Here is a 21,074-nt window from a genome sequence, read left to right on the forward strand (position 1 = left end):
CGCTCCCACAGTTGATCGCGGTCTAATGTGGGAGCAACTCTCAGCTCGATTGAATAATGCTCAACCGCTCGCCCACGACCATTTCAGTAATCCAGCCCACCAGGATCGAGGTATAGGCCTGCTGCGCAACGGGCGTGCTCAATGCGTGATCGGATCCGTCGATAATGCGATGAGTCAGGGAGTGCGTCTGCTGACAAGCGGCGCGGTAACTCATGATGGTCGCGTGGGGCACATAGTCATCGATCTCGGACTCCACCAGCAACACATCCCCGGTAAATTGCGAACACGCATGCAACGCACGATTACTGTCGGCGCGGACCAGCGTGCTGCGGTAATCGCGCAGATCGACCTTGTCCAGTTCACGCTTGGGTGTGTGCCACAAGTCGTCGCGATACAGCGCCGGCACCCGCAGCGCCAGCCAGCGAACGGGGCGCAAAGAAGTCAGGATCGAGGCCAGATAACCGCCATAACTGGTGCCGACCACGGCAATCGCCGACGTGTCGAGCGCCGGGTGAGCGAGCAAGCGGTCATACGCCGCCAACAGGTCGCGCAAATTATCTTCCCGCGTCACCCTGGACAACGGAATCCCCGTCCCGCCGGTGTGCCCGCGCAAGTCGAACGTCAGGCACACACATCCCAGGCCGGCGATGCCTTTGGCCCGCTCCAGATCCCGCTCCTGACTGCCGCCCCAGCCGTGCACGAAGAGCACGCCAGGGACTTTTGATTTAGGACTGAGAAAGGTCCCGGTCATCTGTTCGTCGTCGATGTCGATCTCAATGGTTTCGCTTCTAGCCGTCATAGGATTTGACCGTTACGTACTTGAGAAGAAAGTCACTGTTTTGCGCCGGCCCGCGATACACCTCGATGGCGTCCACCGGCAACGGTTGATCGATGTAGGTCTCGACCGAAGACACCCGGATCGCACGCATCCCCGGATCGTTGACAAAACTCTGCAAGGCCGCCACTTCGGCACTGCTGGCCCCACCCATGCGCCAGGATTGTTCGAGCACGCCGCTGCGTAGTTTGCCGTTACTGTCCAGGCCCTGTGCTATGTCGTAGTTGCGCCGCGAGGCGTAGAAACCGGGATAGGCCTCATCCGCTGCGTTGTCGAACACCTGCGCTTGCTGGATGGCCAATCGCACATCGTCTGGCAGCTCCAGCTCAAGCAGATCGTCGTAGTAACCCTGCACCACCAGCAGGTTGGAACCACCATAAACCTGCTCGCCCTGACCGTCTTCGGTCAAGTATTGATCACCGCAATAACTCAGCACTTTGTCGCCGATAAAACTCTGGCCGACGCTGTGGGTAATCACTTTGTCGAGGTCCTGTTCCAGCACCACGCCTTCGGTGAACAGCGTTTTCGCCTCAGGCCTGGCGAGGATGGCATCGAACTGATCGAGGCTTTCAATCACTTCCTGCCCACGTCCGGCGCAGGCATGGATCGGCTTGAGGCGGATCGGGCCACTGTAGAGCAGGTGCTCTGCCGCAGGTCGCGCATCATCAAGGGAGAACACGCTGAGGCCATCGAGCACCACGCTGCGCACGCGCTCGGAGAACAATGGCGACCAGCCTTCCGGCGCGTAAGCATATTTATTACGCAACCCGTGACTGATGGCTTTGGTGCAGATGAAATCATGGTCGACGTACCCGCCCCACATATCTTCCGGCCCTTTGACGCCCAGTTGCCGGGCGACAGCCGCCCCCACCAGCGTCTGGGTCGGCAACAAATACAGGTCGCGGCCGTTGTGAAGTTCGGGGTCGTAACTGCCGCCGAACTTGAGCCCCAGAATCTGCGCCAGCCAGCGGGCCAGTGCGCGATTGGTTTCGACTTCATGCTGCGGCGCGTCGGCGCGCACCGAATGGGCGACTACCAGTTTCTTGCGATTTGTTGGGGTCATGCGTTCCCCTTCAATCAGCGTTTGATGAATGTAATTGGAGAGGTGCAGAGATCAGGCCAAGGGACGCTGGAGTGAAACGATTTTTAAATCAGCCAGTTGCGCAAAGAATGATGGCACTTGGCCTGTTTGATTCTGCACGACTGCGATTTCATCTCCTGCATTTTGCACGACCTCACCACTATCCCTGTGGGAGCGGGCTTGGTGCTGACTACCGAGCCACGACTGTAGTCGGTGTCACCCCAAACCGCGCCCGATAATCACTCGGCGCCAGCCCGGTGATCTTTTTGAACGTCGCCCGAAACGCGCTCGGGTCCTGGTAACCCACGGTCCAGGCAATGTGATCGATGGTGCCGTTGGTGAATTCGAGCATTTCCCGAGCCTTGCCGACTCGCAGGTGTTGGCAGTATTCCGTGGGTTTCAACCCGGTCGCCGCGCGGAATCGACGCAGGAAGGTGCGCTCTTCCAGCCCTGCCCGCTCGGCCATCGCCGTCAGCGACACATCGGTCGCCCCAGTGCTTTGCAGCCAATGTTGGACCTTGAGAATCGACGCGTCGCCATGATTGAGAATCGGTGAAAAGTTGCTGCCGCACTCGCTCGCGCTGTCGCTGTGTTCCACCACCAGAAAACGCGCGGTGCCGGTGGCGATGCTCGGCCCCAGCAGACGGTCCACCAAACGCAAACCCAGTTCGGACCAAGCCATCAACCCAGCCGTGGTAATCAGGTCGCCGTCGTCGACAATGGGGGTATCGGCCTTCAGCTTGATGGACGGGTAACATTCGGCGAAAGTCTTGGCCGAGGTCCAGTGGGTGGTGGCGCTGCGGCCGTCGAGCAGGCCGCTTTCGGCCAACAGCAACGAGCCTACGCAAACGCCGCCGAGGGTCGCGCCGTTCGCGTGTTGCTGACGAAGCCAGCGGATCAAACCCTGCGGCGCCTGGCCTTCGGTAAACCCTGCAATCGACGGCGGAATCAACACCGCCACCAATGCGCCGTCCCGACCGGGATGACTGTCGTAGACCCGCTCGGGCGCCTGATCGCCATTCATCTGCCAATGGCTGATCCGCAACAGCGGCAACTGCACGGCCTCATGCTCGGCGGCAATCCGGTTGGCCACACCGAACAGGTCCGTCAACCCGTGCACCGCAGCCATCTGCGCGCCGGGATAGATCAGCACGCCCAGTTCAGCGATTGCCCTTTGTGCGTCCATTGTCAGTTTTCCCCCTTCTATTGTCGGTGCGGCCAATCCTCGGACGGCCTGCCAAAGCCAATACTTCATTCCACACCCAACCCGCACTTCGAGGAAACAGTCATGGCCAAGCAAGCACTCATCGTAGTCGATATCCAAAACGACTACTTCCCCCAAGGCAAGTGGCCGCTGGCTGGCGCTGATGCCGCTGCGGACAACGCCGTTCGCCTGATCAAAGCCTTTCGCGACGCCGGTGATTCGGTGGTGCACATCCGCCACGAATTCACCTCTCACGAAGCGCCGTTTTTCACTCCGGGCTCCGAAGGCGCCAAGCTGCACCCCAAAGTCCTCAACCGCGCTGATGAGCCGGTGGTGCTCAAGCACTTCGTCAACTCGTTCCGCGAAACCGAACTACAGTCAATCCTCGACCAGCAAGACATCAAGGAACTGGTAGTGGTCGGCAGCATGAGCCACATGTGTGTAGATGGCATCACCCGTGCCGGCGCCGACCTTGGCTACACCGTCACGGTGATCCACGACGCCTGTGCCTCGCGGGATCTGGAGTTCAACGGTCTCACGGTTCCGGCCGCCCACGTTCACGCCGCCTTCATGTCGGCCTTGGGGTTTGCCTATGCCAGCGTGGTGTCCACCGACGAGTTCCTGGCGGCCAACCATTAAAACGCCTTAACCCACGCAACTCACTGGAGATGATCGACATGGCTACTCTGACGACTCGCGAAGGCAACACTCTTTATTACAAGGATTGGGGCAGCGGACAACCGGTGGTGTTCAGCCACGGTTGGCCCTTGAGTGCGGACAGTTGGGAATCGCAGATGCTGCACTTCGCCAACAACGGTTTCCGCGCCATCGCCCACGATCGTCGAGGCCATGGCCGATCAAGCCAGCCGTGGGACGGCAACGACATGGATCACTACGCCGACGACCTGGCCGAGCTGATCGAACACCTGGACCTCAAGGACGTGATCCTCTTCGGTTTCTCCACCGGTGGCGGCGAAGTTGCCCGCTACATCGGCCGCCACGGCACCCAGCGTCTGGCCAAGGCCGGGCTGATTTCCGCCGTGCCGCCGCTGATGCTCAAAACCGACACCAACCCCAAAGGCTTACCGATCGAAGTGTTCGACGGCATCCGCGCCGGCTCCATCGCCGACCGTTCGCAGCTCTACAAGGACGTCGCCAGCGGCCCGTTCTTCGGCTTCAACCGCCCCGGCGCGAAACCGTCGCAAGGGCTGATTGACTCATTCTGGATGCAAGGCATGATGGGCGGCCACAAAAACACCCTGGACAGCATCAAGGCATTCTCGGAAACCGACTTCCGCGAGGACCTGAAGAAATTCGATGTGCCGACCCTGATCATTCACGGCGATGACGACCAGATCGTGCCGATTCAGGCTGCGGGACTGGAGAGCAAGCGGTTGATCGAGCATGCCGAGTTGATCGTGTATCCCGGAGCGCCGCATGGGCTGACGGATACGCATAAAGAGCAGGTCAATGCAGATATGCTGGCGTTCGCCAAGCGCTGAACAAATCTCGGAAACAATCAAAAGGCCAGTCGTGTTCGCACGCTACTGGCCTTCTTTCGTTATACCTGGATGACCGTCACAAAATCTCACGCGTGAGCTATTGAGACTCGCAAACATTGCCTGTAGTGTTTCTCACGCGTGAGATTTCACAACGGAGTCACCAGCATGAAAAGCCGCTCTCCATCAGGCCCGTCTACCGGGCCTGTATCCGATTCAGCAAGCCAAAAGGGAGAGCGCTCGAAACCGTCCGCGAAAAAACCGTCGAGCTTTTACATGAAGCAGATGCGCGCGGGCCTGAGTGCCGCCGGTTATGTGAAACACGAGACTTGGGTGCTTCCCGAAAACCGAAGCCTGCTCAAGCAGATGGAGCAACAGCTACGCCAACCGATTATGGCTGGCTCATTCATGTCGGAGAATTACATGAGCGCAGGTAATAACTGGAACATTGATAGCCTCTTCAACGCCCTCAAGGCCCTGGACGAAGTCGTCTCGAACGACATCACCCTCTCCCTCGTTCAAGGCTCCGAGTCCAGCATCAAGCTGGAAATGAACGATTTCGGTGGCTTGCCGATTTACATCGCGGTGGTTGGCGAACAGATCATCGTCGACACCGTGCTGGTCGACGTCGAGTCGATCAACGACGTACCGGCCTTCAATGATGCCGTTCTGCGCAGCCGGGAAATGTTCCCACTGTCTTCGATCGGGATCGAGTCCATGCCCAACGGGCAGGTCGTTTACAACATGTTCGGCGCGCTGAGCTCCGACTCCAGCCTGACCAACATCGTGACCGAGGTCAAAACCCTCGTCGACAACGTCCAGCGCGCCAGCGAAGCCTTCGAACGTTTCTTCAATTAATTTTTCGGGAATAGGGAATATCCAATGACTCAGTCCATCTGGAGCAAATTGTTCACCGCGCTGCGTGGCGGTGCCAATGAAGTCGGCGAATCGATTGCCGATCAACAGGCCCTGCGCATCCTCGATCAGGAAATTCGCGATGCCGACAGCGCCCTGGCCAACGCCAAGCGTGAGCTGATCACCATCATGGCCAAGCACAAACTGTCGGCCGATCGCGTCAGCGAGTACAACGCCAAGATCAAGGACCTGGAATCCAAGGCCATGGCCGCGATCCAGGCCAACCGTGAAGACCTGGCACTGGAAGTGGCCGAAGCCATTTCGACCCTGACCAATGAACTGGATGTCGAGCAAAAGCAGGCTACCGAATTCGGCGGTTACGCGGACAACATGCGCAAAGACATCACCAAGGCCGAAAACCGCATCAAAAGCCTGCGCCAGCAAGTGGACATGGCCAAGGCTCGCGAAAGCGTCCAGAAAGCCCAGGTCAGCGCTTCGATCGCCAGTGGCGGCGCCAATGGCAAACTGGAAACCGCCGTCGGTACGCTGAACCGCCTGCAGGCCAAGCAGCAGCAACGCGCCGCTGAACTGGAAGCCCAGGATCAACTGGCCGATGCATCGACCGGCACTGATCTGGAACGCAAACTGCGCGAAGCCGGCATTACCCCGGATTCGGGCAGCGCCAACGCAATCCTGGATCGCCTGAAGAAAAAATCAGCCGAGTAACCGGGCCGGGCACAAGCTGAACAGGAAGGGCATTCATTGCCCTTCCTTTTTTTGTCGAGTAGAGGTCAAGGATGAATGCCCTGAAGGGTTTCAAGACAATTGCCGGCCTGGCAATCCTCATGGTCGCGCTGCAAGTACTCAACACCGCGACTGGCTACAGCCTTGTTGCATTTGGCCTGGTCCCGAGGACATCGCACGGGCTGCTCGGTATCATTACCTCGCCTTTTCTGCACGCGTCCTTTGCGCACCTGAGCGCCAACCTGATTCCCTTTTTGATCCTCGGCACGTTGGTCATTGTCGATGGCCTCAATCGCTTCATCGCCGTGAGCGCGATCATCATTGGTCTGGGCGGCTTGCTGGTCTGGCTGTTCGGTTTTTCCGGGATGCACATCGGTGCCAGCGGATGGGTGTTCGGGCTGTGGGCGTACATTCTGTCGCGAGCCTGGTTCCAGCACAGTTGGGGTAACTTGATCACGGCCGCGGTTGTCGCCCTGCTATATGGCGGACTGGTGCTTGGTTTCCTTCCGCGCCAGGGGGTTTCCTTCGAAGGCCATATCGCCGGGGCATTCGCCGGATTTATTGCAGCCAAGGTACTTCTCTCGGCGCCCGGCAACAGGTTTAATGCCGCCCGGTAACGGCAATTGAACGTTCAGGGGTTCAGGCCTGCGCATTGCCAGGAACGAGTCATCCCACGGAGTCAGGGACGTCATGTCTATTTTTCTTTTATTACGCGTGTATGCCTCGTCCTTCTTCCACCGTTTCGGCTGGGCGGGACTGGCGATTGCCTTGGGCATCCACCTGAGCACGGCCTGGCTCGGCCTGGTGCTTCTGGGCGAACAACATCTCACCGCCCCCGCCACATTTACCTATTTCTACCTCACCACCACGCTGACGGTCGGTTACGGCGATCTTGCGCCCCAAACCTCGGCGGGACGGGTTTTCGTGGCTACCTGGGTCATGCTCGGGGGCATTGCGCTGCTGACGGCAGCTATCGGCAAAACCACCAGCAGCGTCATTGATGTATGGAGAAAAAGCATGAAGGGCAAAGGTGATTTCACCGGCAAGGTCGGTCACACCGTTCTCATCGGCTGGGAAGGCGCATCCAGCGAGCGAGTCATTGAATTACTGCTGCAGGACGAAACGTCCAATGACAACCTGATCGTCATTTGCGATTGCGACCTCGAAGAAAACCCCATGCCGGGCAAAGCAGATTTTATCAAAGGCGAAAGTCTGTCCTCTGCCGCACTTTTGCTGCGTGCCGGCGTTCCCGGTGCCGAGCGCGTCCTGGTGCGAACCCATTCAGACGATCTGTCCCTGGCCACCGTGCTGGCGATCAATCAACTGAGCCCTGTCGGGCATGTGGTCGCCCACTTCAATGACAGTGAAGTCGCCGCGCTCGCCAGCGCCTACGCGCCCAGCCTGGAGTGCACCTCAAGCATGGCCATCGAGATGTTGGTGCGCGCCTCTCAGGATCCGGGCTCGTCAGTGGTCATCAATGAATTGCTGTGCGTGGGTCAAGGCGCCACCCAGTACCTGATGAAACTGCCCGAGGCTTTTGAAGCAACGTTCGGCGATCTGTATACACAGATGAAAGAGCATCACAACGCGACCCTTATCGGTTACCGCGCCAAAGGCGCCCGACACCCTTCGATCAACCCGCCCGGCACCACCCGCGTTGAGGGCGGCGAACTCTTCTACATCGCCTCCACTCGCCTCAAGGAAATCACCAATGGGATGGTTTAAACAGTTGATGGGGCTTGAGGCCCCGAAAGCGAATACGGAATCGAAATGGACAGCCAACGAAACCCTGCCCGCCATCGGTCCGCTGGGTCTGGCATTTGGCAAAGAGGTGATGTTCGACACCACCCTGAAGTTGTTGCTCGACGGCAACACTAGTGTGGTCATCCCTGGCTCCCAACAGATCTGGAGCGCTGGGGCTGTTGATCTGGGGCAGTCGAACTGGCTGTCGCGTTATTACATGAACGACGAAGACTTCTGGCTGCAAGTGCACACCAGCGGCGACATCGCCGGACAGGTCGAGTCGGTGATCCTGTTCAATTACCTCAGTTACGTCACCATCAACAGTGAAGCGGAGTTGCGCCGACTGGCCGGCCCTCAAAGCTTGATCGGCCTGCCGACCTACAACCACAACGGTGTCGAGTACACCCGCGAATGGGGCACCGAGGCCGGCCAGACGGAACTGGTGGCGTTGAGCGAACGCCTGAGCAATCCGAATGAGTCCTACAGCATCGAGCACCGTTCGATGCTGTACGCCCGCGAAACCGGCCTGACCGATCGCCGGGAATTCCTGCTGTTTTCCGTCGAAGAGGATGCCGAAGGCACCATCAGCTTGAGTACGTCGCTAGGCATCTCGCTGTACACAACCGACCTGAATACGTTTTAAAAAAGGAAGAAGTCCATGCTAGAAGCACTCTCCATTTCCCTGAACAAAGCCGCCGTGTTCGGGTTTGTCTCGTACATCCTCGGTGCCGCCGTGCTGTTCGCGCTGTTCCAGTTCATCTACACCCGCATCACCCCGCACAAGGAATTCGAACTGATCCGTTCCGGCAACGTGGCCGCCGCCATCGCCCTCGGCGGCGCCATCATCGGTTTCGCCATTCCGGCGAGCAACGTGATTGCCTACTCGATCAGCATTCTCGACTTCGTCGTCTGGGCGGTCATCGCAGCCCTCGTTCAATTGCTGGCATTCCTGGTGACCAGCCTGGTGCTCAAAGGCACCTCCGAGCGCATCAAGAAAGGTGAAATCGCGGCGGGCATCTACGTGGCAGCCGTCGCCATCAGCGTCGGCATGCTGAACGCCGCGTGCATGACTCCTTCCCAGAACTGATTGCGCCCGGAGATCCCGATGAAACGAAGCAAGTACGTTCAGCTTTCGCTGGCAGCGTCGGTCGCCATGGCGATATCAGGCTGCGGGCCGACGGAAAAAACCTACGCGGTGCAGAAGAAGTACAACTTCCAGTCCGTTCAGCAGTGTGCCGATGAAAAGCTCCCGGTGGACGTCTGCTCGGACGCCTACATGACGGCCATGGCCGAGCATCGCCGCATTGCGCCGGTTTACGACAGCCAGGCCGATTGCGATGCCGACTTTGTCGCCGACTGGTGCCAGCAGGATTCCGCCGGCAAGTTCATCCCCAAGCTCGGCGGTTTCGAACTGACCGCCGATGGCCAGGTGACGCAATCCCAGGTGGACGCGGCCAAGGCGCAATTACCCGCCTCGGAAACGGCGAACACGGGCGGTTCGGGCTTCTCCACCAGCAGCCTGCTAACCGGCCTGCTGATCGGCAACATGCTGAGCAGCAACCGCAACAGCTACTACTCGGAGCCGGTGTACCGCTATCGCGATGATCGCGGCAGCTACTCGAACTCGACGCTCAGCCAGCGGATTGCCAAGGGCTCGACGTTTACCAAGTCCAATCAGGCGCGGTACGGCAGCAGCAACTACGCCGACTCCGTCCGCTCTTCTACCAGCAAGCCGGTTTCCGTTGCCTCGTCCACCTCCCGTGGCGGTTTCGGCAGCAAGGCCAGCGCACGCAGCGGCTGGGGCGGCGGCGGATCGAGCAGTTAAGGAAACCGGGCCATGAAGAAGATCCATTGCGCAGAGCGTCCTGACTGGAAACAGACCGCCGAGAATCTCGGCTTTCTGTTCCACACCATCGACAACGAGCCCTATTGGGACGAGAGCGCGTATTACCAGTTCTCGCTCAAGCAGATCGAGAACGATCTCGAAGACCCGACCACCGAGATTCATGAGATGTGCATGGACCTGGTGGCCCGCGTGGTGCAGAGCGAGGAGTTGCTGGAGCGCCTGAGCATTCCCGCGCCATTTTTCGACATGGTGCGCACCTCATGGCTCGAGGGTCACCCGCACCTGTACGGGCGCATGGACTTTTCCTACAACGGCACCGGGCCCGCCAAGTTGCTGGAACTCAATTACGACACGCCGACCAGCCTGTATGAGGCGGCGGCGTTTCAGTGGGGCTGGCTGGAGCAATGCATCGAACGCGGCTTGCTGCCCAAGCACGCCGACCAGTTCAACAGCATCGACACCAAACTGCATCAGGCCTTCGCTCAATTGCAGCTCAAGCAACCCTTCTATTTTGCCTCGATGAAAGACTCGGTCGAAGACAAGGGCACCACCGACTACCTGCGCCTGGTGGCGGAAAAGGTCGGCATCGAATCACGCCACATCGATATCGAAGACATCGGCCTGACCAGTGACGGACGTTTCGTCGACCTCGAAGATCGCTGGATTCCTCACCTGTTCAAACTGCACGCCTGGGAGTTCATCTTCCACGAACCGTTCGGCGCAGCGATTGCCCAGAGCGATACGCAATTTTTCGAGCCGGCCTGGAAATCGATCATCTCCAACAAGGGCATCCTGTCGCTGCTGTGGGAATTCAACATAGGTCACCCGAACCTGCTCGCCACCCACCTGGATACCAATCCGAACACAGCGGTGCCCAAGGGCTGGGTGCGCAAACCGTTCTTCTCGCGGGAAGGCGCCAACATCGAGTTGCAAACCGCTGACGGTCTGACCGTGAAAGAGGACGGCCCCTATACCGATGCGCCGTTTATCCTTCAGGAGTTTGCCCCGCTGCCGAAGTTTGGCGACAGCTTCACGTTGGTCGGCTCATGGGTGATTGGCGACCAGGCCGCCGGCATCGGCGTACGGGAAGACAACAGTTTGATCACCAAGGATTCGAGCCGGTTTCTGCCGCACCTGATCCTCGACTGATAAACCCCTCGCCCACAAAAAAGCCCGTTGCCATGCATCGGGCTTTAGGGTGAAACCGGTGTAACCCAGGCTCCGGACTAGACAACGACAAGACTTACGACTGAAAAGCCGGATAATGGCAGCCAATTCGTCTAGCCCGTTATTCTGGTAATCCCCCATGGAAATCAAGGTCAACTTTCTCGACAACCTTCGGCTTGAAGCAAAGTTCGATGACTTCACAGTCGTGGCCGATCAGCCTATCCGCTACAAGGGCGATGGATCGGCACCTGGTCCGTTCGATTACTTTCTCGCTTCATCGGCTTTGTGTGCGGCTTATTTCGTGAAGTTGTACTGCGACACTCGCAGTATTCCCACCGAAAACATCCGCCTGTCGCAGAACAACATTGTTGATCCGGAAAACCGCTACAACCAGATATTCAAGATTCAGGTCGAGCTGCCTGCGGACATCTCCGACAAGGACCGCTTGGGCATCCTGCGTTCCATCGACCGTTGCACCGTGAAAAAAGTGGTGCAAGCCGGGCCCGAGTTTGTGATCGAAGAGGTGGAAAACCTCGACGCCGATGCCCAGGCGTTGCTGATGCCTGCTTCTAACTCCGAGGCGAGCACTTATATCGCCGGCAAGGATCTGCCGCTGGAGCAAACCATCGCCAACATGTCTGCCATTCTGGCGGACCTGGGCATGAAGATTGAAATCGCCTCGTGGCGCAATATTGTGCCCAACGTGTGGTCGCTGCATATCCGCGACGCGCACTCACCGATGTGCTTTACCAACGGCAAGGGTGCGACCAAGGAAGGCGCGTTGGCGTCAGCGTTGGGCGAGTTTATCGAACGACTCAACTGCAACTTCTTCTACAACGACCAGTTCTGGGGCGAAGACATCGCCAACGCTGCGTTTGTGCATTACCCGAACGAGCGCTGGTTCAAGCCTGGCCGCAAAGACGCGCTGCCGACTGAGATTCTCGACGAGTACTGCCTGAAGATTTACAACCGCGACGGCGAGCTGCGCGGTTCCCATCTGATCGATACCAACTCGGGCAATGAAGAGCGCGGCATCTGCTCGTTGCCGTATGTGCGCCAGTCGGACGGCGAGGTGGTGTACTTCCCGTCCAACCTGATTGAAAACCTGTTCCTGAGCAACGGCATGAGTGCCGGCAACACACTGGCCGAAGCCCAGGTGCAGTGCCTGTCGGAGATCTTCGAGCGCGCGGTAAAGCGCGAAATCATCGAAGGCGAATTCGCACTCCCGGATGTGCCGGCCAGCGTGCTGGCGAAGTACCCCGCCATACTGGCCGGTATTCAGGCGCTAGAAGAGCAGGGATTCCCCGTGTTGGTGAAGGATGCGTCCCTGGGGGGTGAATTCCCGGTGATGTGCGTCACGTTGATGAACCCGCGTACCGGCGGTGTGTTCGCCTCGTTCGGCGCGCACCCGAGCCTGGAAGTGGCGCTGGAACGCAGCCTGACCGAATTGTTGCAGGGCCGCAGCTTCGAAGGCCTCAACGACCTGCCCCAGCCGACGTTTGAAGGCCATGCGGTGACCGAGCCGAACAACTTCGTCGAGCACTTTATCGACTCCAGCGGCGTTGTGTCGTGGCGCTTCTTCAGTGCCAAATCGGATTACGAGTTCGTGGAGTGGGACTTCTCCGGCCAGGGTGAAAACTCGAATGCGGAGGAAGCCGCAACCTTGTTCGGGATTCTCGAAAGCATGGGCAAGGAAGTGTACATGGCGGTCTACGAGCATATCGGCGCGACGGCATGTCGCATCCTGGTGCCGGACTATTCGGAAATCTATCCCGTGGACGACCTGATCTGGGATAACACCAACAAAGCGCTGTTCTTCCGCGCCGATATCCTCAACCTGCATCGCCTGGACGACGACGAACTGCAAGCACTGGTTGAGCGTCTGGTGGAAAGTGAGCTGGACGACTACACCGACATCACCTCCCTGATCGGCATCGAGTTTGACGACAATACGGCCTGGGGTCAGCTGACGATCCTGGAGTTGAAGCTGCTGATTTATCTCGCCTTGCAGCAATTTGAAGAGGCGAAAGAGGCGGTGGAGATGTTCCTGCAGTACAACGACAACACCGTTGAACGTGGCTTGTTTTACCAAGCCGTCAACGCGGTGCTGGAGATGAAGCTGGACGAAGACCTGGAACTGGAAGACTACGAGGCCAATTTCCGTCGGATGTTTGGTAACGAGCGGATGGATGCAGTGATCGGTTCGGTGAACGGCAGTGTGCGCTTCCATGGCTTGACGCCGACCAGCATCAAACTGGAAGGGCTCGATAGACACCTGCGCCTGATCGACAGCTACAAAAAGCTGCACATGGCGCGGGCCAACGTGACGACGTTATCCAGTTAATAGCGCCAACAAAAAAGCGAAGCCAGATGGCTTCGCTTTTTTTTTGTTACTGACTGGATAGCTGCTTCTTAGAATGGTAGTTCACATAAGACTATGAACCTTGCCAGCCAAACTTCTTCATATGCCCTATTTTACTGGTTATTCTCCAATTCTCCCAACCGACCCGTCAAAATTTGTAAAGAAACGGCCTCTAACGTGTCCACTTTTCTTCACGTAAACCATCGACCCTCAACGGGTGTAAAGGAGAGCTTTACATCGCATCAAATGTCGGGACCTTGTCACTCAGGTGGCAGTGAGATTAAACACGCAAACATCGAGGGTCGACCGGCTCCGCTCACACATCTCGCATAGCTTCCGTCCTCAGCATCTCCAACATCATGGTGAGGAGTGACAAAGGGCTCAAATGAAGGTCGCCAACAAGGATGCCGCTGGCGACAGAGGCTTTATCTTTTTCGAGCAAACGCTCCGATGCCCCATACCGACGCCCGCAGGGTGATTTTACGCAGCGACGAACAAGTCGCTGTAGGAATGTTGCATCAGGTGTTGCACAGGATACGCAGCCGCAGGGTCCCCACGGGCGAGCGGCTTGCTTCCGCCTTCTAACATGTATCCAATATCGGTTCGAACTATCTTCAAGGAAATGAAATGGCTTGTTCCCGAGGTGCGGCATCTCCAGATGCAAACACGCAGCGCCGGCTCTTTGCTGCATCCGCTGGCTACTGCCAAAACCCAGGGTGCGCAAACCCGATCTTCATGGATGCTGCTGGAGAGCCAGTACTGATCGCTGAGATGGCGCACGTATTTGCTGCCAACGACTCTGGCCCTCGGGCGGCACCTGAACTCAGTAAAGAGAAGCGAGGCTCCTTCGAGAACCTGATCATGCTGTGTGCAAATTGCCACACGATGGTGGACAAGGCTCCAGATGCATACCCCGTTGAGGCCATGCTTCGGTGGAAGCGTGAGCACGCCGACAAGCTGCTGAGCCTATTCGGTGCAGTAAAGTTCGCGCGGAGGGAAGAGGCCCGGGAGGTCGTGGAACCGCTATTGTTAGAGAACCACACGATCTTCAAGCACTACGGGCCACACATAGCCGACGCCATTAATCCAGAGAGCGGCGCAGCTGAGAAATGGAAGAGGAAAATGTTGACCCGTATCCTTCCGAATAGCAAAAGAATGCTCGCTATCCTCGGCGCTAATCGCCATCTCCTGAATCTTGATGAAAAATCCTTTTTAGAGGAATTTCGGCAGCATATCGATGATCTGGAAGCTTTTCACATTGAGGGTCGTCGGGAAGATGCAGCACGCTTTCCTGAAGGTTTTGCAGAAATTTTAGAGGGCTGATGATGAGCGACGAAGTCATAGATTGGGTTGCTGGAAAGATTGCTGCAACGGGTGAGTTTGAGGCTATAGACCGTACCCCCGAAGGTTTTTTATCCATCACATCGAATCGCGCAGGCAGTTTTCTGCTCGCAGTTTTGGGCGTTAAGGGTGTGGTTGAGCGTTCCCATGTTGAACCTATTTTCGCCGGAAAGGTGAAACCAGAATTCGTAGTGAACGTGCCCTCGAAGACAAAGTGGGGAGGCTCAGCGATTCACCGCATACATTTGGAAAATGCAGCTTTTGGCACTCTTGGAGAAGTATCCAAGGCGGCTCGTAGTAAGAATGTTGGCTGGTATAGAAATAAGGGGATGGAATTCTTTATCAATGCAATGATTCAGCACAAAAATGTAAATGATGTTTCTTACGTATACGAGAACGTTTTTTTCGTAAAGCGGAAAGTCGGTGAGCCTCTTACCGTTGCTGTAATCGAGGCTTACAACATGAGCGCTGAGGATGTACGTAACGCACGGACACAACTGGGTGCGTTCGATATTGTCGTCAAGTCTAGTGGCTATGGTTCAATTACCTCTAGTGCATCCGAGGCAGCCCAGTCGATGGGTGCTGAAGCTCTGACCTTCAAAGAGTTGATGGTGAGCTTGGCCAAATGATCCGAGAACGTGTAATCGCTAGCCTTCATACGTATGCCGTGGCGCTGGGACAGATCGCCGACGGCACAGAGTGGCACCTTTTTGGTTCAGCAGATCGAAACGAGGCGAGTGCCTCAGACATTGATCTGATGATTTTATGCAAGGACGACGAGCAAGCTGATGCGCTTCGGCGCAGTATTGATCCTGATGCCTTTTTACTACCTCTTGATTTGGCGCTCATGACCTACGACGAAGCTGCTGAGGTGGACGCGGTCAGAGTACAAAAAAGCCACGTTATTTTCGCGTCCCCCTCGTCTCGAAATACTGATTGATCCTAGGCGAGAACCCGACTTGCGGAATGTGGCCAGCGGCCGATCCGCCGACGATTGTTGGACTGGTCGCAGAATATGTCGTTCCACCTAAAAAATAATCTAAAGGATGGAAATATCAATGACTGCGGTAAATGACAGGTATGCCAAGGCCGAAAGACTAGAGACACTTACTCAAGCAGTTGGCCTCGCGCTATGGCAACTGCAAATCCTAGAAGGCTCTACTGCCCAGTTTTTTGTGCTTGTAGAGCAGGCCCAGCCAGGGATGGGTGAGGAAAAAGGCGACGCTCTAGTAGAAAATGCTCAGCGGAAGACCTTCGGTGGGAGCTTAACGCAACTGGCTAAAACCGAAAAACTACCTGTCACTTTATTAGCAAGATTTCAAGCGTTGCTGAAGGAAAGAAATTGGCTAGTACATAGCTCTCGGACGGACAGCAACAAAGCGCTAATTGATGATTTGTCTTTCGCTCGCCTTCAATCTCGCCTGGAGGCAATCACAGATGAAGCAGGGCGATTACTAAAGGAAATTTCGGAGCAATCGCAAAAGTTTGTCATTAGCAAAGGCATCCCGCCGGAGGTAATTGAAGCGAAAACGGCTCTAATACTTTCACAGTGGCATAGCTCCCTTAATGAATAATCAGTCAATCTAGTTAACCAATTCAACGATTTTTCCATGCAACGGGCGCGAAACGGAACTGCTCTGCCATCCCTAAGATCCGGCTTCGTCGAAGGTTGCCAGCTTGCTGTTGCCAAGCGAAGGAAGCTTCCCGACGAGGAGGAGTCCATATACGGTTGCTAGGCTCAATATACTGTACGGTTCATCAGGAGATCACTAGCCGTGGAATTCAAAGCGCTTTCGCTACCCCATCTCGACGAGCTTTCCACGGCGATCTTGGCGAGTACGAACATCGCATTCGTAAGAGAGAAGTTGAGTTTCCTGCTCGATTATTACCAGGTCATCAATTACGAGATGAAATATGACCGGGCATTTTGGCGGGCTCGAAGATGCCCGACCGACACAGGCTTTGAGCGCGTTGGTGAACTGAACCATCCTCCTTTGTATCAGACTGTCGCTGGCCGGTTAAATGAGGAAAATGCCCCGGTCCTCTATTTGTCAGCCAACCTGATGTCTACCTTCGAAGAAATAGGTGCTTCCCAGGGTGACTTCTTGCATGTGGCAGCGTTTGAGCAACTACCTAACGAATTGCTGAGATGTGCAATGATCGGCGAAATCACCCATGTTCATCGCTGGGGCTCAGGCTTGACCTCAGAGATGGTTGGGCAATTGATTAACAAGCAGCTGAATCAGATGCCCCATGATTTCGGAAAGAGCTTCGTGTTCACTGACGCATTTCTTTCCTCAATCCTCAAGGACAGATCAGCCCGGCAAACGCAGTATCTTCACTCTAGAACGCTTGCCAGCCTTCTCTTCGAGCGTAATCCTGGCATTGATGCAATTGCCTACAGCGGTGTCGCCTCAGAAGCATCAAGGAACTATGCGATCAAGCCGATGGCGGCTGAGAGAACTTTGAAGATCTCGGCAAGCTTCGTCATCAAAATCATTAAAAAATACAAGTTTGGAATGTACGATTTTGACGTGCTCCGAAACGCTCAGGGGGTTGAGCCAGATGGCCGCATCATCTGGTAATGCCAACTGTTGATGGTGAAGGGCTGGTATCGGCCGAGAATTCAACCAGTTGGGACCCTTGGTGATAGGTAGAGTTCGGCCAAGAGCGGACCACAGGAAGTGCCTACGAAACTCGGGGCGATTCACATCGCTAGTGACGAGAAACGGTCGATTACTGGTACCACAAAAGAACTCGGGACCAGCATTGGCTTAGTTATTTCAATCGCTAGGCAATTGGCCTGTTTCAGGAGGAGGACTAAACGGTGCCAATGATGCTTTTCCTGTCACCTTGTGTTCAAAGTGGTTGGACATGACCTCTGCAAAAATATTGACTACGACTTGCGGGTCAAAACCTTCCTGGTGCTGAAAAAGCACGGCATCGTGCATTGGCACTTTTAGCTCGACTCGTGGATCGCCGCTCATCGCAATCAAAGCCTTTTTAAAGATTAGTGATGCGGTTCCTTGGACTTGCTGGCTGATTGAGGATCTCTTCTCCTTCTCACTTAAAGCTCCCGTTCGCTCTCGTTTAATGTGGTTGCCAAGAACAGTTCCAATTTTGCCCTCTGTTTCAAACTGGGTATAAACTCTGGATTTCCAATCCTCAAATTCGGCAAATTGCTTAAAAAAAGCTTTTGCATTTTGTCTGTCCGCGCCGTACCCGTACGCTGCATCAATTAAGTCACGGTGCCTCATTCCATACGCGTAAGACAGGAATAGTCGTTTCGCCTCTTTTCGCTTTGTTACATCCCGGAAAATAGAGTCAGCTGCTATTTGATAGAGATCGCCTTCCGCATAGAGTTTATTAAGTAATGGGTCGCCAGATAGCGCGGCCATTATTCCGGCCTCGTACTGCTCGTAATCGACGTAAGAGAAGAGTTGCCCCTCATCTGGAATGAGTATATCTCGGTGCTGCTTAGCAAGATTTTGCAATGATGGGTCTTTGAAGTATATGCGCGAAGTAATTGAACCGAATGAATCTACTATTGGGAAGATTTTTTTCTGGCTGAGCGGTATTGCCGCCAATACCATTCTGGATTTTTGAATTTTTCTTAGATTGAGTAAGTCGTCAGCATATTCGTCCTGCATTGGGACGAAATTGAGAACGTAATCTACATATACGCCAGAAAAATCAAAGCCGCGAGGCTCTAAGTACTCCACAACATCTTCATCCGACGGAACTTCTAGAGGAACACTGTACTTGGATGAAAATTGCTTCAGGGCCATGTAAAAATCGAACTCGATCTTATCCTTATGGCCTCTGAGCACTTCCGTGTTTATATTTATTCCAGCCGCAGCAGAACCTATCAGGTAGCGCGCGACAGGCTGTTCTATTTGGATTAGCCTGTCCCATTCCTGCTCGTGCTTTGCTTCAGCTTCAACTTGGTTAGAGTACGACAAGAGAGCATCGGCAAACACTGAAAGAGTTTCTTCGCAGATTTCTTCTTTCCTGTTAAATATCGCGAGATATTTTTGTATAGTCTCTTTGGCTACAAGGCTTTGAAGCGAATTGGTAATGTCTATCTTTTCTTTTTTCTCTCTCTCGGATCTCTTTCCGGAGATAGAAATTCTCAGCTCTTCGACGTCTGTAATTAGCTTTGGCAGCCTTCCAGTTAGTCTGAAAAGTATTGGGGCTATAAGCCAGTAATCATGGCAAACTAGCTCTTCTGTTTGAGAGGAAATGTCTTCAGCAGATGTTTCTTTTAGAACTTTTTCAGACCAAAGAAAAAATCTGTCTTTTGCTTGATCCGTGTAGTCCCTGATGAAGATGAGAGCCTTTTTAGTCATATGGGCTTATCTCTTCGTATAGTTCCATTGGGCTTCTTGATTCGCGCTCTGCAAGAGGGCGTCCGTCTTTGAAATGAGATCTTGCTCGGGTAGCAGTACCTTTTATTTTTGTTTTTAACTCTGATATTAAAGGGCGTAAATCTTCTTTGCCAAATTCACTTGTAGCAAGCAAAAAATTTCTTTGATGGTAAAAAGGCCATGTACTTTTGAATTCCGGGATGACCGGAATTAGTGCAGCGCTTTCATCAACGCAGCGGAGGTATATGAAGATCGCGGATGCCTCTGCTTGAAGAACGTTCGTCTGTATTTTGGCGGATGCGTATTGAAGAATTTTTTCACTTTTGTAGCGGTTCTTTGCGAGCAATAACCAAAGATGAAAATTCTGCCAGGAATGAATGGACTTCTCATCATCCATCAAGTATTGAGTGATTTTTCCGTTGTCATCTTCTGTTAAGTTTAGGGCTGAAAGAAGGCGGCAGTACTGGTCTGTAGAGGCAGCGTGGTCTTCTAAAGTTTCTATTAGTAGCAGTTTAAGATCATCAGAAATCTCTGTATGGATATCAAAAAGCTTCGCTTCACTTAGTTGAATTAGACGATTTACCGCAAAACGAAACTGTCGCGACTGCGTTTGCTTGTTGTCTATGCAATCTTTCAGCAACTGATAAATGTACTTTGCCGATCGAGCTATAACTCTCCTGCTTCTGGAGCGCCACATACTGTCGATTGTAAGTGTTCTATCGTCGGTAGTCGGAAAGTTTTCGGCGATTTCGGATTCTGGAGTATCCTTTGTAAGGATCGCGGTTTTTCCTGAGTTAATATTCATTCCGAGTTTCCGAAGCTGATTTATTAAATCTGTAAGCGCTTTTTTGGCTGTTCGCGGTGAAGAGCAAATTACCCTGATGTCATCCACATACCGATAGTAGTCGTACCCCAATGCCACCATGTTCTGGTCAACTGAGTTGAGTACTATGTTGGCAATGAAGGAAGAAGCATCTCTATTTTGAGGGAGGCCATGCCTCTCGTTGTATCCCCATCTTGCCAGAAGAGTACAGAGAGTATGTATCGCATTTCGAATTAAAGTCTTTTCCGGCCCTGATGCTTTCACTTGTTCAAGCATCGATTCGAAGGCTGCACTTATGGCCGCCAGGGAAATGTTCTCGAAATAGTTAATTAGGTCGGTGACTAGCAACGATTGGTCGTTAGAAAGTGCTGTTTTTGTTACGCCTTCGAAGGTTTTCCATAAATCGATTCGACTTTTAAATATGTATTTCTCGGAGGCTCGTTTTTTGTTATACCGATGGCCCAGCACCCGATGGGATAGTAGTGGATCATAAAATGGCATCAAATAAGAGCATATTGCTTGATATATAAAACGATCATAGAAGTCTGTTTCTAACGAATAACGAACTCCTAATCCTTTTTTAGGGATGTCGTACGCCTGTCTTTCACAGCCTAAGTAACGCCCGTTTTCTTCAAGCAAGAGAGACTTTAACGTGTCGTGCAATTGCGACTTATTAGAAAATAAGTCCTGGTGCTGTAGTACGTCAACGAACCAGTCGTCGCGCATATCTTGGTTTAAGTGTTGCAATACTGCGTCGACATCAATTGGAAATGCTAATAGCTCAAGGGGGGCTTTATTGCCTAAGCCTATAAGCTTTTGGGTGTTAGATTCTTTGAATAGGGTGCTTAGTTTTTTGCGAAATATATTATCTTTAAGCAGTGCCTTGTTGTTCTGTATCTCTGACAACAATAAGTCTAATGTAAGATGAAGTGGATCGCTTTCACAGGGGTCGGTGATTTCGCCGCTGTTTTCGGAAGCAATTTCTGTTTCCATACTTCAATCCTTGATAGTTGTGGTGGCGCAGCCAAATCACCCATCTATATTGCTATTTTTCATGCCACGAATTAGACCTTTCATTGATGCTTGCGGCGATGCGTAAAAATGCTGCGAGATAACGTTTATCCGAATCTTCCGGCGAAGTCTACTTGGTAGCATGTCCGCTGGCGTATTGCCACAGGAATAGGAAGAAGCATTGAGGCTGAAATTT

Annotated in this window: 21 protein-coding genes; 16 read left to right on the forward strand and 5 right to left on the reverse strand. The window is 54.2% G+C overall.

Going from position 1 to position 21,074, the window contains the following annotated elements:
• Positions 1 to 40 precede the first annotated feature (40 nt).
• From ACA055_RS26620 to ACA055_RS26630, 3 genes are all read right to left on the reverse strand, one after another.
• Positions 41 to 799 carry an alpha/beta hydrolase family protein gene (locus tag ACA055_RS26620; RefSeq protein WP_497681297.1) on the reverse strand — a complete coding sequence of 253 codons (759 nt, stop codon included), beginning with the start codon at positions 797 to 799 and terminating at the stop codon, positions 41 to 43.
• Positions 789 to 1,898, reverse strand: coding sequence for a DUF3182 family protein (locus ACA055_RS26625; RefSeq protein WP_497681298.1), 1,110 nt, complete (start codon positions 1,896 to 1,898; stop codon positions 789 to 791). The genes ACA055_RS26620 and ACA055_RS26625 overlap by 11 nt, the downstream gene beginning before the upstream one ends.
• Before the next feature lie 208 nt (positions 1,899 to 2,106).
• The gene (locus ACA055_RS26630) at positions 2,107 to 3,102 is read right to left on the reverse strand and encodes a GlxA family transcriptional regulator (RefSeq protein WP_497681299.1); all 996 of its coding nucleotides are present in this window, start codon (positions 3,100 to 3,102) and stop codon (positions 2,107 to 2,109) included.
• Positions 3,103 to 3,204: 102 nt separating this feature from the next.
• Here ACA055_RS26630 and ACA055_RS26635 point away from each other — a divergent pair, with 102 nt between their 5' ends.
• The 16 genes from ACA055_RS26635 (at position 3,205) to ACA055_RS26710 (ending at position 17,262) form a co-directional block, all read left to right on the forward strand.
• Positions 3,205 to 3,759: a cysteine hydrolase family protein gene (locus tag ACA055_RS26635; protein WP_497681300.1), complete on the forward strand. Its 555-nt coding sequence runs from the start codon at positions 3,205 to 3,207 to the stop codon at positions 3,757 to 3,759.
• A gap of 38 nt (positions 3,760 to 3,797) precedes the next feature.
• Entirely contained in the window at positions 3,798 to 4,622 is an 825-nt protein-coding gene (locus ACA055_RS26640) for an alpha/beta fold hydrolase (RefSeq protein WP_497681301.1), read from the forward strand.
• A 273-nt stretch (positions 4,623 to 4,895) separates the two neighbouring features.
• A complete protein-coding gene (locus ACA055_RS26645) occupies positions 4,896 to 5,477 on the forward strand; it encodes a YjfI family protein (RefSeq protein ID WP_497681302.1) in 582 nt (193 codons plus the stop codon).
• Between the two features lie 24 nt (positions 5,478 to 5,501).
• Positions 5,502 to 6,200 (forward strand): PspA/IM30 family protein, encoded by a 699-nt coding sequence (locus tag ACA055_RS26650; RefSeq protein WP_497681303.1) that lies wholly within the window; start codon positions 5,502 to 5,504, stop codon positions 6,198 to 6,200.
• A 71-nt stretch (positions 6,201 to 6,271) separates the two neighbouring features.
• Entirely contained in the window at positions 6,272 to 6,835 is a 564-nt protein-coding gene (locus ACA055_RS26655) for a rhomboid family intramembrane serine protease (protein WP_497681304.1), read from the forward strand.
• A gap of 73 nt (positions 6,836 to 6,908) precedes the next feature.
• Entirely contained in the window at positions 6,909 to 7,943 is a 1,035-nt protein-coding gene (locus tag ACA055_RS26660) for an ion channel (protein WP_497681305.1), read from the forward strand.
• On the forward strand, positions 7,930 to 8,604 hold the full coding sequence (locus tag ACA055_RS26665) for a DUF2491 family protein (protein ID WP_497681306.1): 675 nt from the start codon (positions 7,930 to 7,932) through the stop codon (positions 8,602 to 8,604). Before ACA055_RS26660 ends, ACA055_RS26665 begins: the two co-directional genes overlap by 14 nt.
• Positions 8,605 to 8,619: 15 nt before the next feature.
• Complete coding sequence (locus tag ACA055_RS26670; protein ID WP_010467290.1) at positions 8,620 to 9,048, forward strand: DUF350 domain-containing protein; 429 nt, start codon at positions 8,620 to 8,622, stop codon at positions 9,046 to 9,048.
• Positions 9,049 to 9,066: 18 nt separating this feature from the next.
• Complete coding sequence (locus ACA055_RS26675; RefSeq protein ID WP_438662382.1) at positions 9,067 to 9,786, forward strand: DUF1190 domain-containing protein; 720 nt, start codon at positions 9,067 to 9,069, stop codon at positions 9,784 to 9,786.
• 12 nt (positions 9,787 to 9,798) lie between these two features.
• Positions 9,799 to 10,956, forward strand: coding sequence for a glutathionylspermidine synthase family protein (locus ACA055_RS26680; protein ID WP_497681307.1), 1,158 nt, complete (start codon positions 9,799 to 9,801; stop codon positions 10,954 to 10,956).
• A 157-nt stretch (positions 10,957 to 11,113) separates the two neighbouring features.
• Positions 11,114 to 13,318, forward strand: a complete 2,205-nt coding sequence (locus ACA055_RS26685; protein ID WP_497681308.1) for an OsmC domain/YcaO domain-containing protein — start codon at positions 11,114 to 11,116, stop codon at positions 13,316 to 13,318.
• A gap of 645 nt (positions 13,319 to 13,963) precedes the next feature.
• The gene (locus tag ACA055_RS26690) at positions 13,964 to 14,659 is read left to right on the forward strand and encodes a hypothetical protein (protein WP_497681309.1); all 696 of its coding nucleotides are present in this window, start codon (positions 13,964 to 13,966) and stop codon (positions 14,657 to 14,659) included.
• A gap of 2 nt (positions 14,660 to 14,661) precedes the next feature.
• Positions 14,662 to 15,306, forward strand: a complete 645-nt coding sequence (locus ACA055_RS26695; RefSeq protein ID WP_497681310.1) for a hypothetical protein — start codon at positions 14,662 to 14,664, stop codon at positions 15,304 to 15,306.
• Positions 15,303 to 15,617, forward strand: a complete 315-nt coding sequence (locus tag ACA055_RS26700) for a nucleotidyltransferase domain-containing protein (RefSeq protein WP_497681311.1) — start codon at positions 15,303 to 15,305, stop codon at positions 15,615 to 15,617. Before ACA055_RS26695 ends, ACA055_RS26700 begins: the two co-directional genes overlap by 4 nt.
• Positions 15,618 to 15,735: 118 nt before the next feature.
• On the forward strand, positions 15,736 to 16,251 hold the full coding sequence (locus tag ACA055_RS26705; protein WP_497681312.1) for a hypothetical protein: 516 nt from the start codon (positions 15,736 to 15,738) through the stop codon (positions 16,249 to 16,251).
• A 201-nt stretch (positions 16,252 to 16,452) separates the two neighbouring features.
• Positions 16,453 to 17,262, forward strand: coding sequence for a hypothetical protein (locus ACA055_RS26710; protein ID WP_497681313.1), 810 nt, complete (start codon positions 16,453 to 16,455; stop codon positions 17,260 to 17,262).
• A 198-nt stretch (positions 17,263 to 17,460) separates the two neighbouring features.
• Here the strand turns inward: ACA055_RS26710 and ACA055_RS26715 are convergent, their stop codons facing one another.
• Positions 17,461 to 19,026: a DNA polymerase gene (locus ACA055_RS26715; protein ID WP_497681314.1), complete on the reverse strand. Its 1,566-nt coding sequence runs from the start codon at positions 19,024 to 19,026 to the stop codon at positions 17,461 to 17,463.
• On the reverse strand, positions 19,019 to 20,860 hold the full coding sequence (locus ACA055_RS26720; RefSeq protein ID WP_497681315.1) for an RNA-directed DNA polymerase: 1,842 nt from the start codon (positions 20,858 to 20,860) through the stop codon (positions 19,019 to 19,021). The genes ACA055_RS26715 and ACA055_RS26720 overlap by 8 nt, the downstream gene beginning before the upstream one ends.
• Positions 20,861 to 21,074 lie beyond the last annotated feature (214 nt).

Source organism: Pseudomonas sp. LBUM1657 (genome assembly GCF_059716075.1).

Bases quoted from the DNA above. Each gene is read 5' to 3' on its own strand.
- ACA055_RS26620 (WP_497681297.1), bottom strand. From the start codon at position 799: ATGACGGCTAGAAGCGAAACCATTGAGATCGACATCGACGACGAACAG.
- ACA055_RS26625 (WP_497681298.1), bottom strand. From the start codon at position 1,898: ATGACCCCAACAAATCGCAAGAAACTGGTAGTCGCCCATTCGGTGCGC.
- ACA055_RS26630 (WP_497681299.1), bottom strand. From the start codon at position 3,102: ATGGACGCACAAAGGGCAATCGCTGAACTGGGCGTGCTGATCTATCCC.
- ACA055_RS26635 (WP_497681300.1), top strand. From the start codon at position 3,205: ATGGCCAAGCAAGCACTCATCGTAGTCGATATCCAAAACGACTACTTC.
- ACA055_RS26640 (WP_497681301.1), top strand. From the start codon at position 3,798: ATGGCTACTCTGACGACTCGCGAAGGCAACACTCTTTATTACAAGGAT.
- ACA055_RS26645 (WP_497681302.1), top strand. From the start codon at position 4,896: ATGAAGCAGATGCGCGCGGGCCTGAGTGCCGCCGGTTATGTGAAACAC.
- ACA055_RS26650 (WP_497681303.1), top strand. From the start codon at position 5,502: ATGACTCAGTCCATCTGGAGCAAATTGTTCACCGCGCTGCGTGGCGGT.
- ACA055_RS26655 (WP_497681304.1), top strand. From the start codon at position 6,272: ATGAATGCCCTGAAGGGTTTCAAGACAATTGCCGGCCTGGCAATCCTC.
- ACA055_RS26660 (WP_497681305.1), top strand. From the start codon at position 6,909: ATGTCTATTTTTCTTTTATTACGCGTGTATGCCTCGTCCTTCTTCCAC.
- ACA055_RS26665 (WP_497681306.1), top strand. From the start codon at position 7,930: ATGGGATGGTTTAAACAGTTGATGGGGCTTGAGGCCCCGAAAGCGAAT.
- ACA055_RS26670 (WP_010467290.1), top strand. From the start codon at position 8,620: ATGCTAGAAGCACTCTCCATTTCCCTGAACAAAGCCGCCGTGTTCGGG.
- ACA055_RS26675 (WP_438662382.1), top strand. From the start codon at position 9,067: ATGAAACGAAGCAAGTACGTTCAGCTTTCGCTGGCAGCGTCGGTCGCC.
- ACA055_RS26680 (WP_497681307.1), top strand. From the start codon at position 9,799: ATGAAGAAGATCCATTGCGCAGAGCGTCCTGACTGGAAACAGACCGCC.
- ACA055_RS26685 (WP_497681308.1), top strand. From the start codon at position 11,114: ATGGAAATCAAGGTCAACTTTCTCGACAACCTTCGGCTTGAAGCAAAG.
- ACA055_RS26690 (WP_497681309.1), top strand. From the start codon at position 13,964: ATGGCTTGTTCCCGAGGTGCGGCATCTCCAGATGCAAACACGCAGCGC.
- ACA055_RS26695 (WP_497681310.1), top strand. From the start codon at position 14,662: ATGAGCGACGAAGTCATAGATTGGGTTGCTGGAAAGATTGCTGCAACG.
- ACA055_RS26700 (WP_497681311.1), top strand. From the start codon at position 15,303: ATGATCCGAGAACGTGTAATCGCTAGCCTTCATACGTATGCCGTGGCG.
- ACA055_RS26705 (WP_497681312.1), top strand. From the start codon at position 15,736: ATGACTGCGGTAAATGACAGGTATGCCAAGGCCGAAAGACTAGAGACA.
- ACA055_RS26715 (WP_497681314.1), bottom strand. From the start codon at position 19,026: ATGACTAAAAAGGCTCTCATCTTCATCAGGGACTACACGGATCAAGCA.
- ACA055_RS26720 (WP_497681315.1), bottom strand. From the start codon at position 20,860: ATGGAAACAGAAATTGCTTCCGAAAACAGCGGCGAAATCACCGACCCC.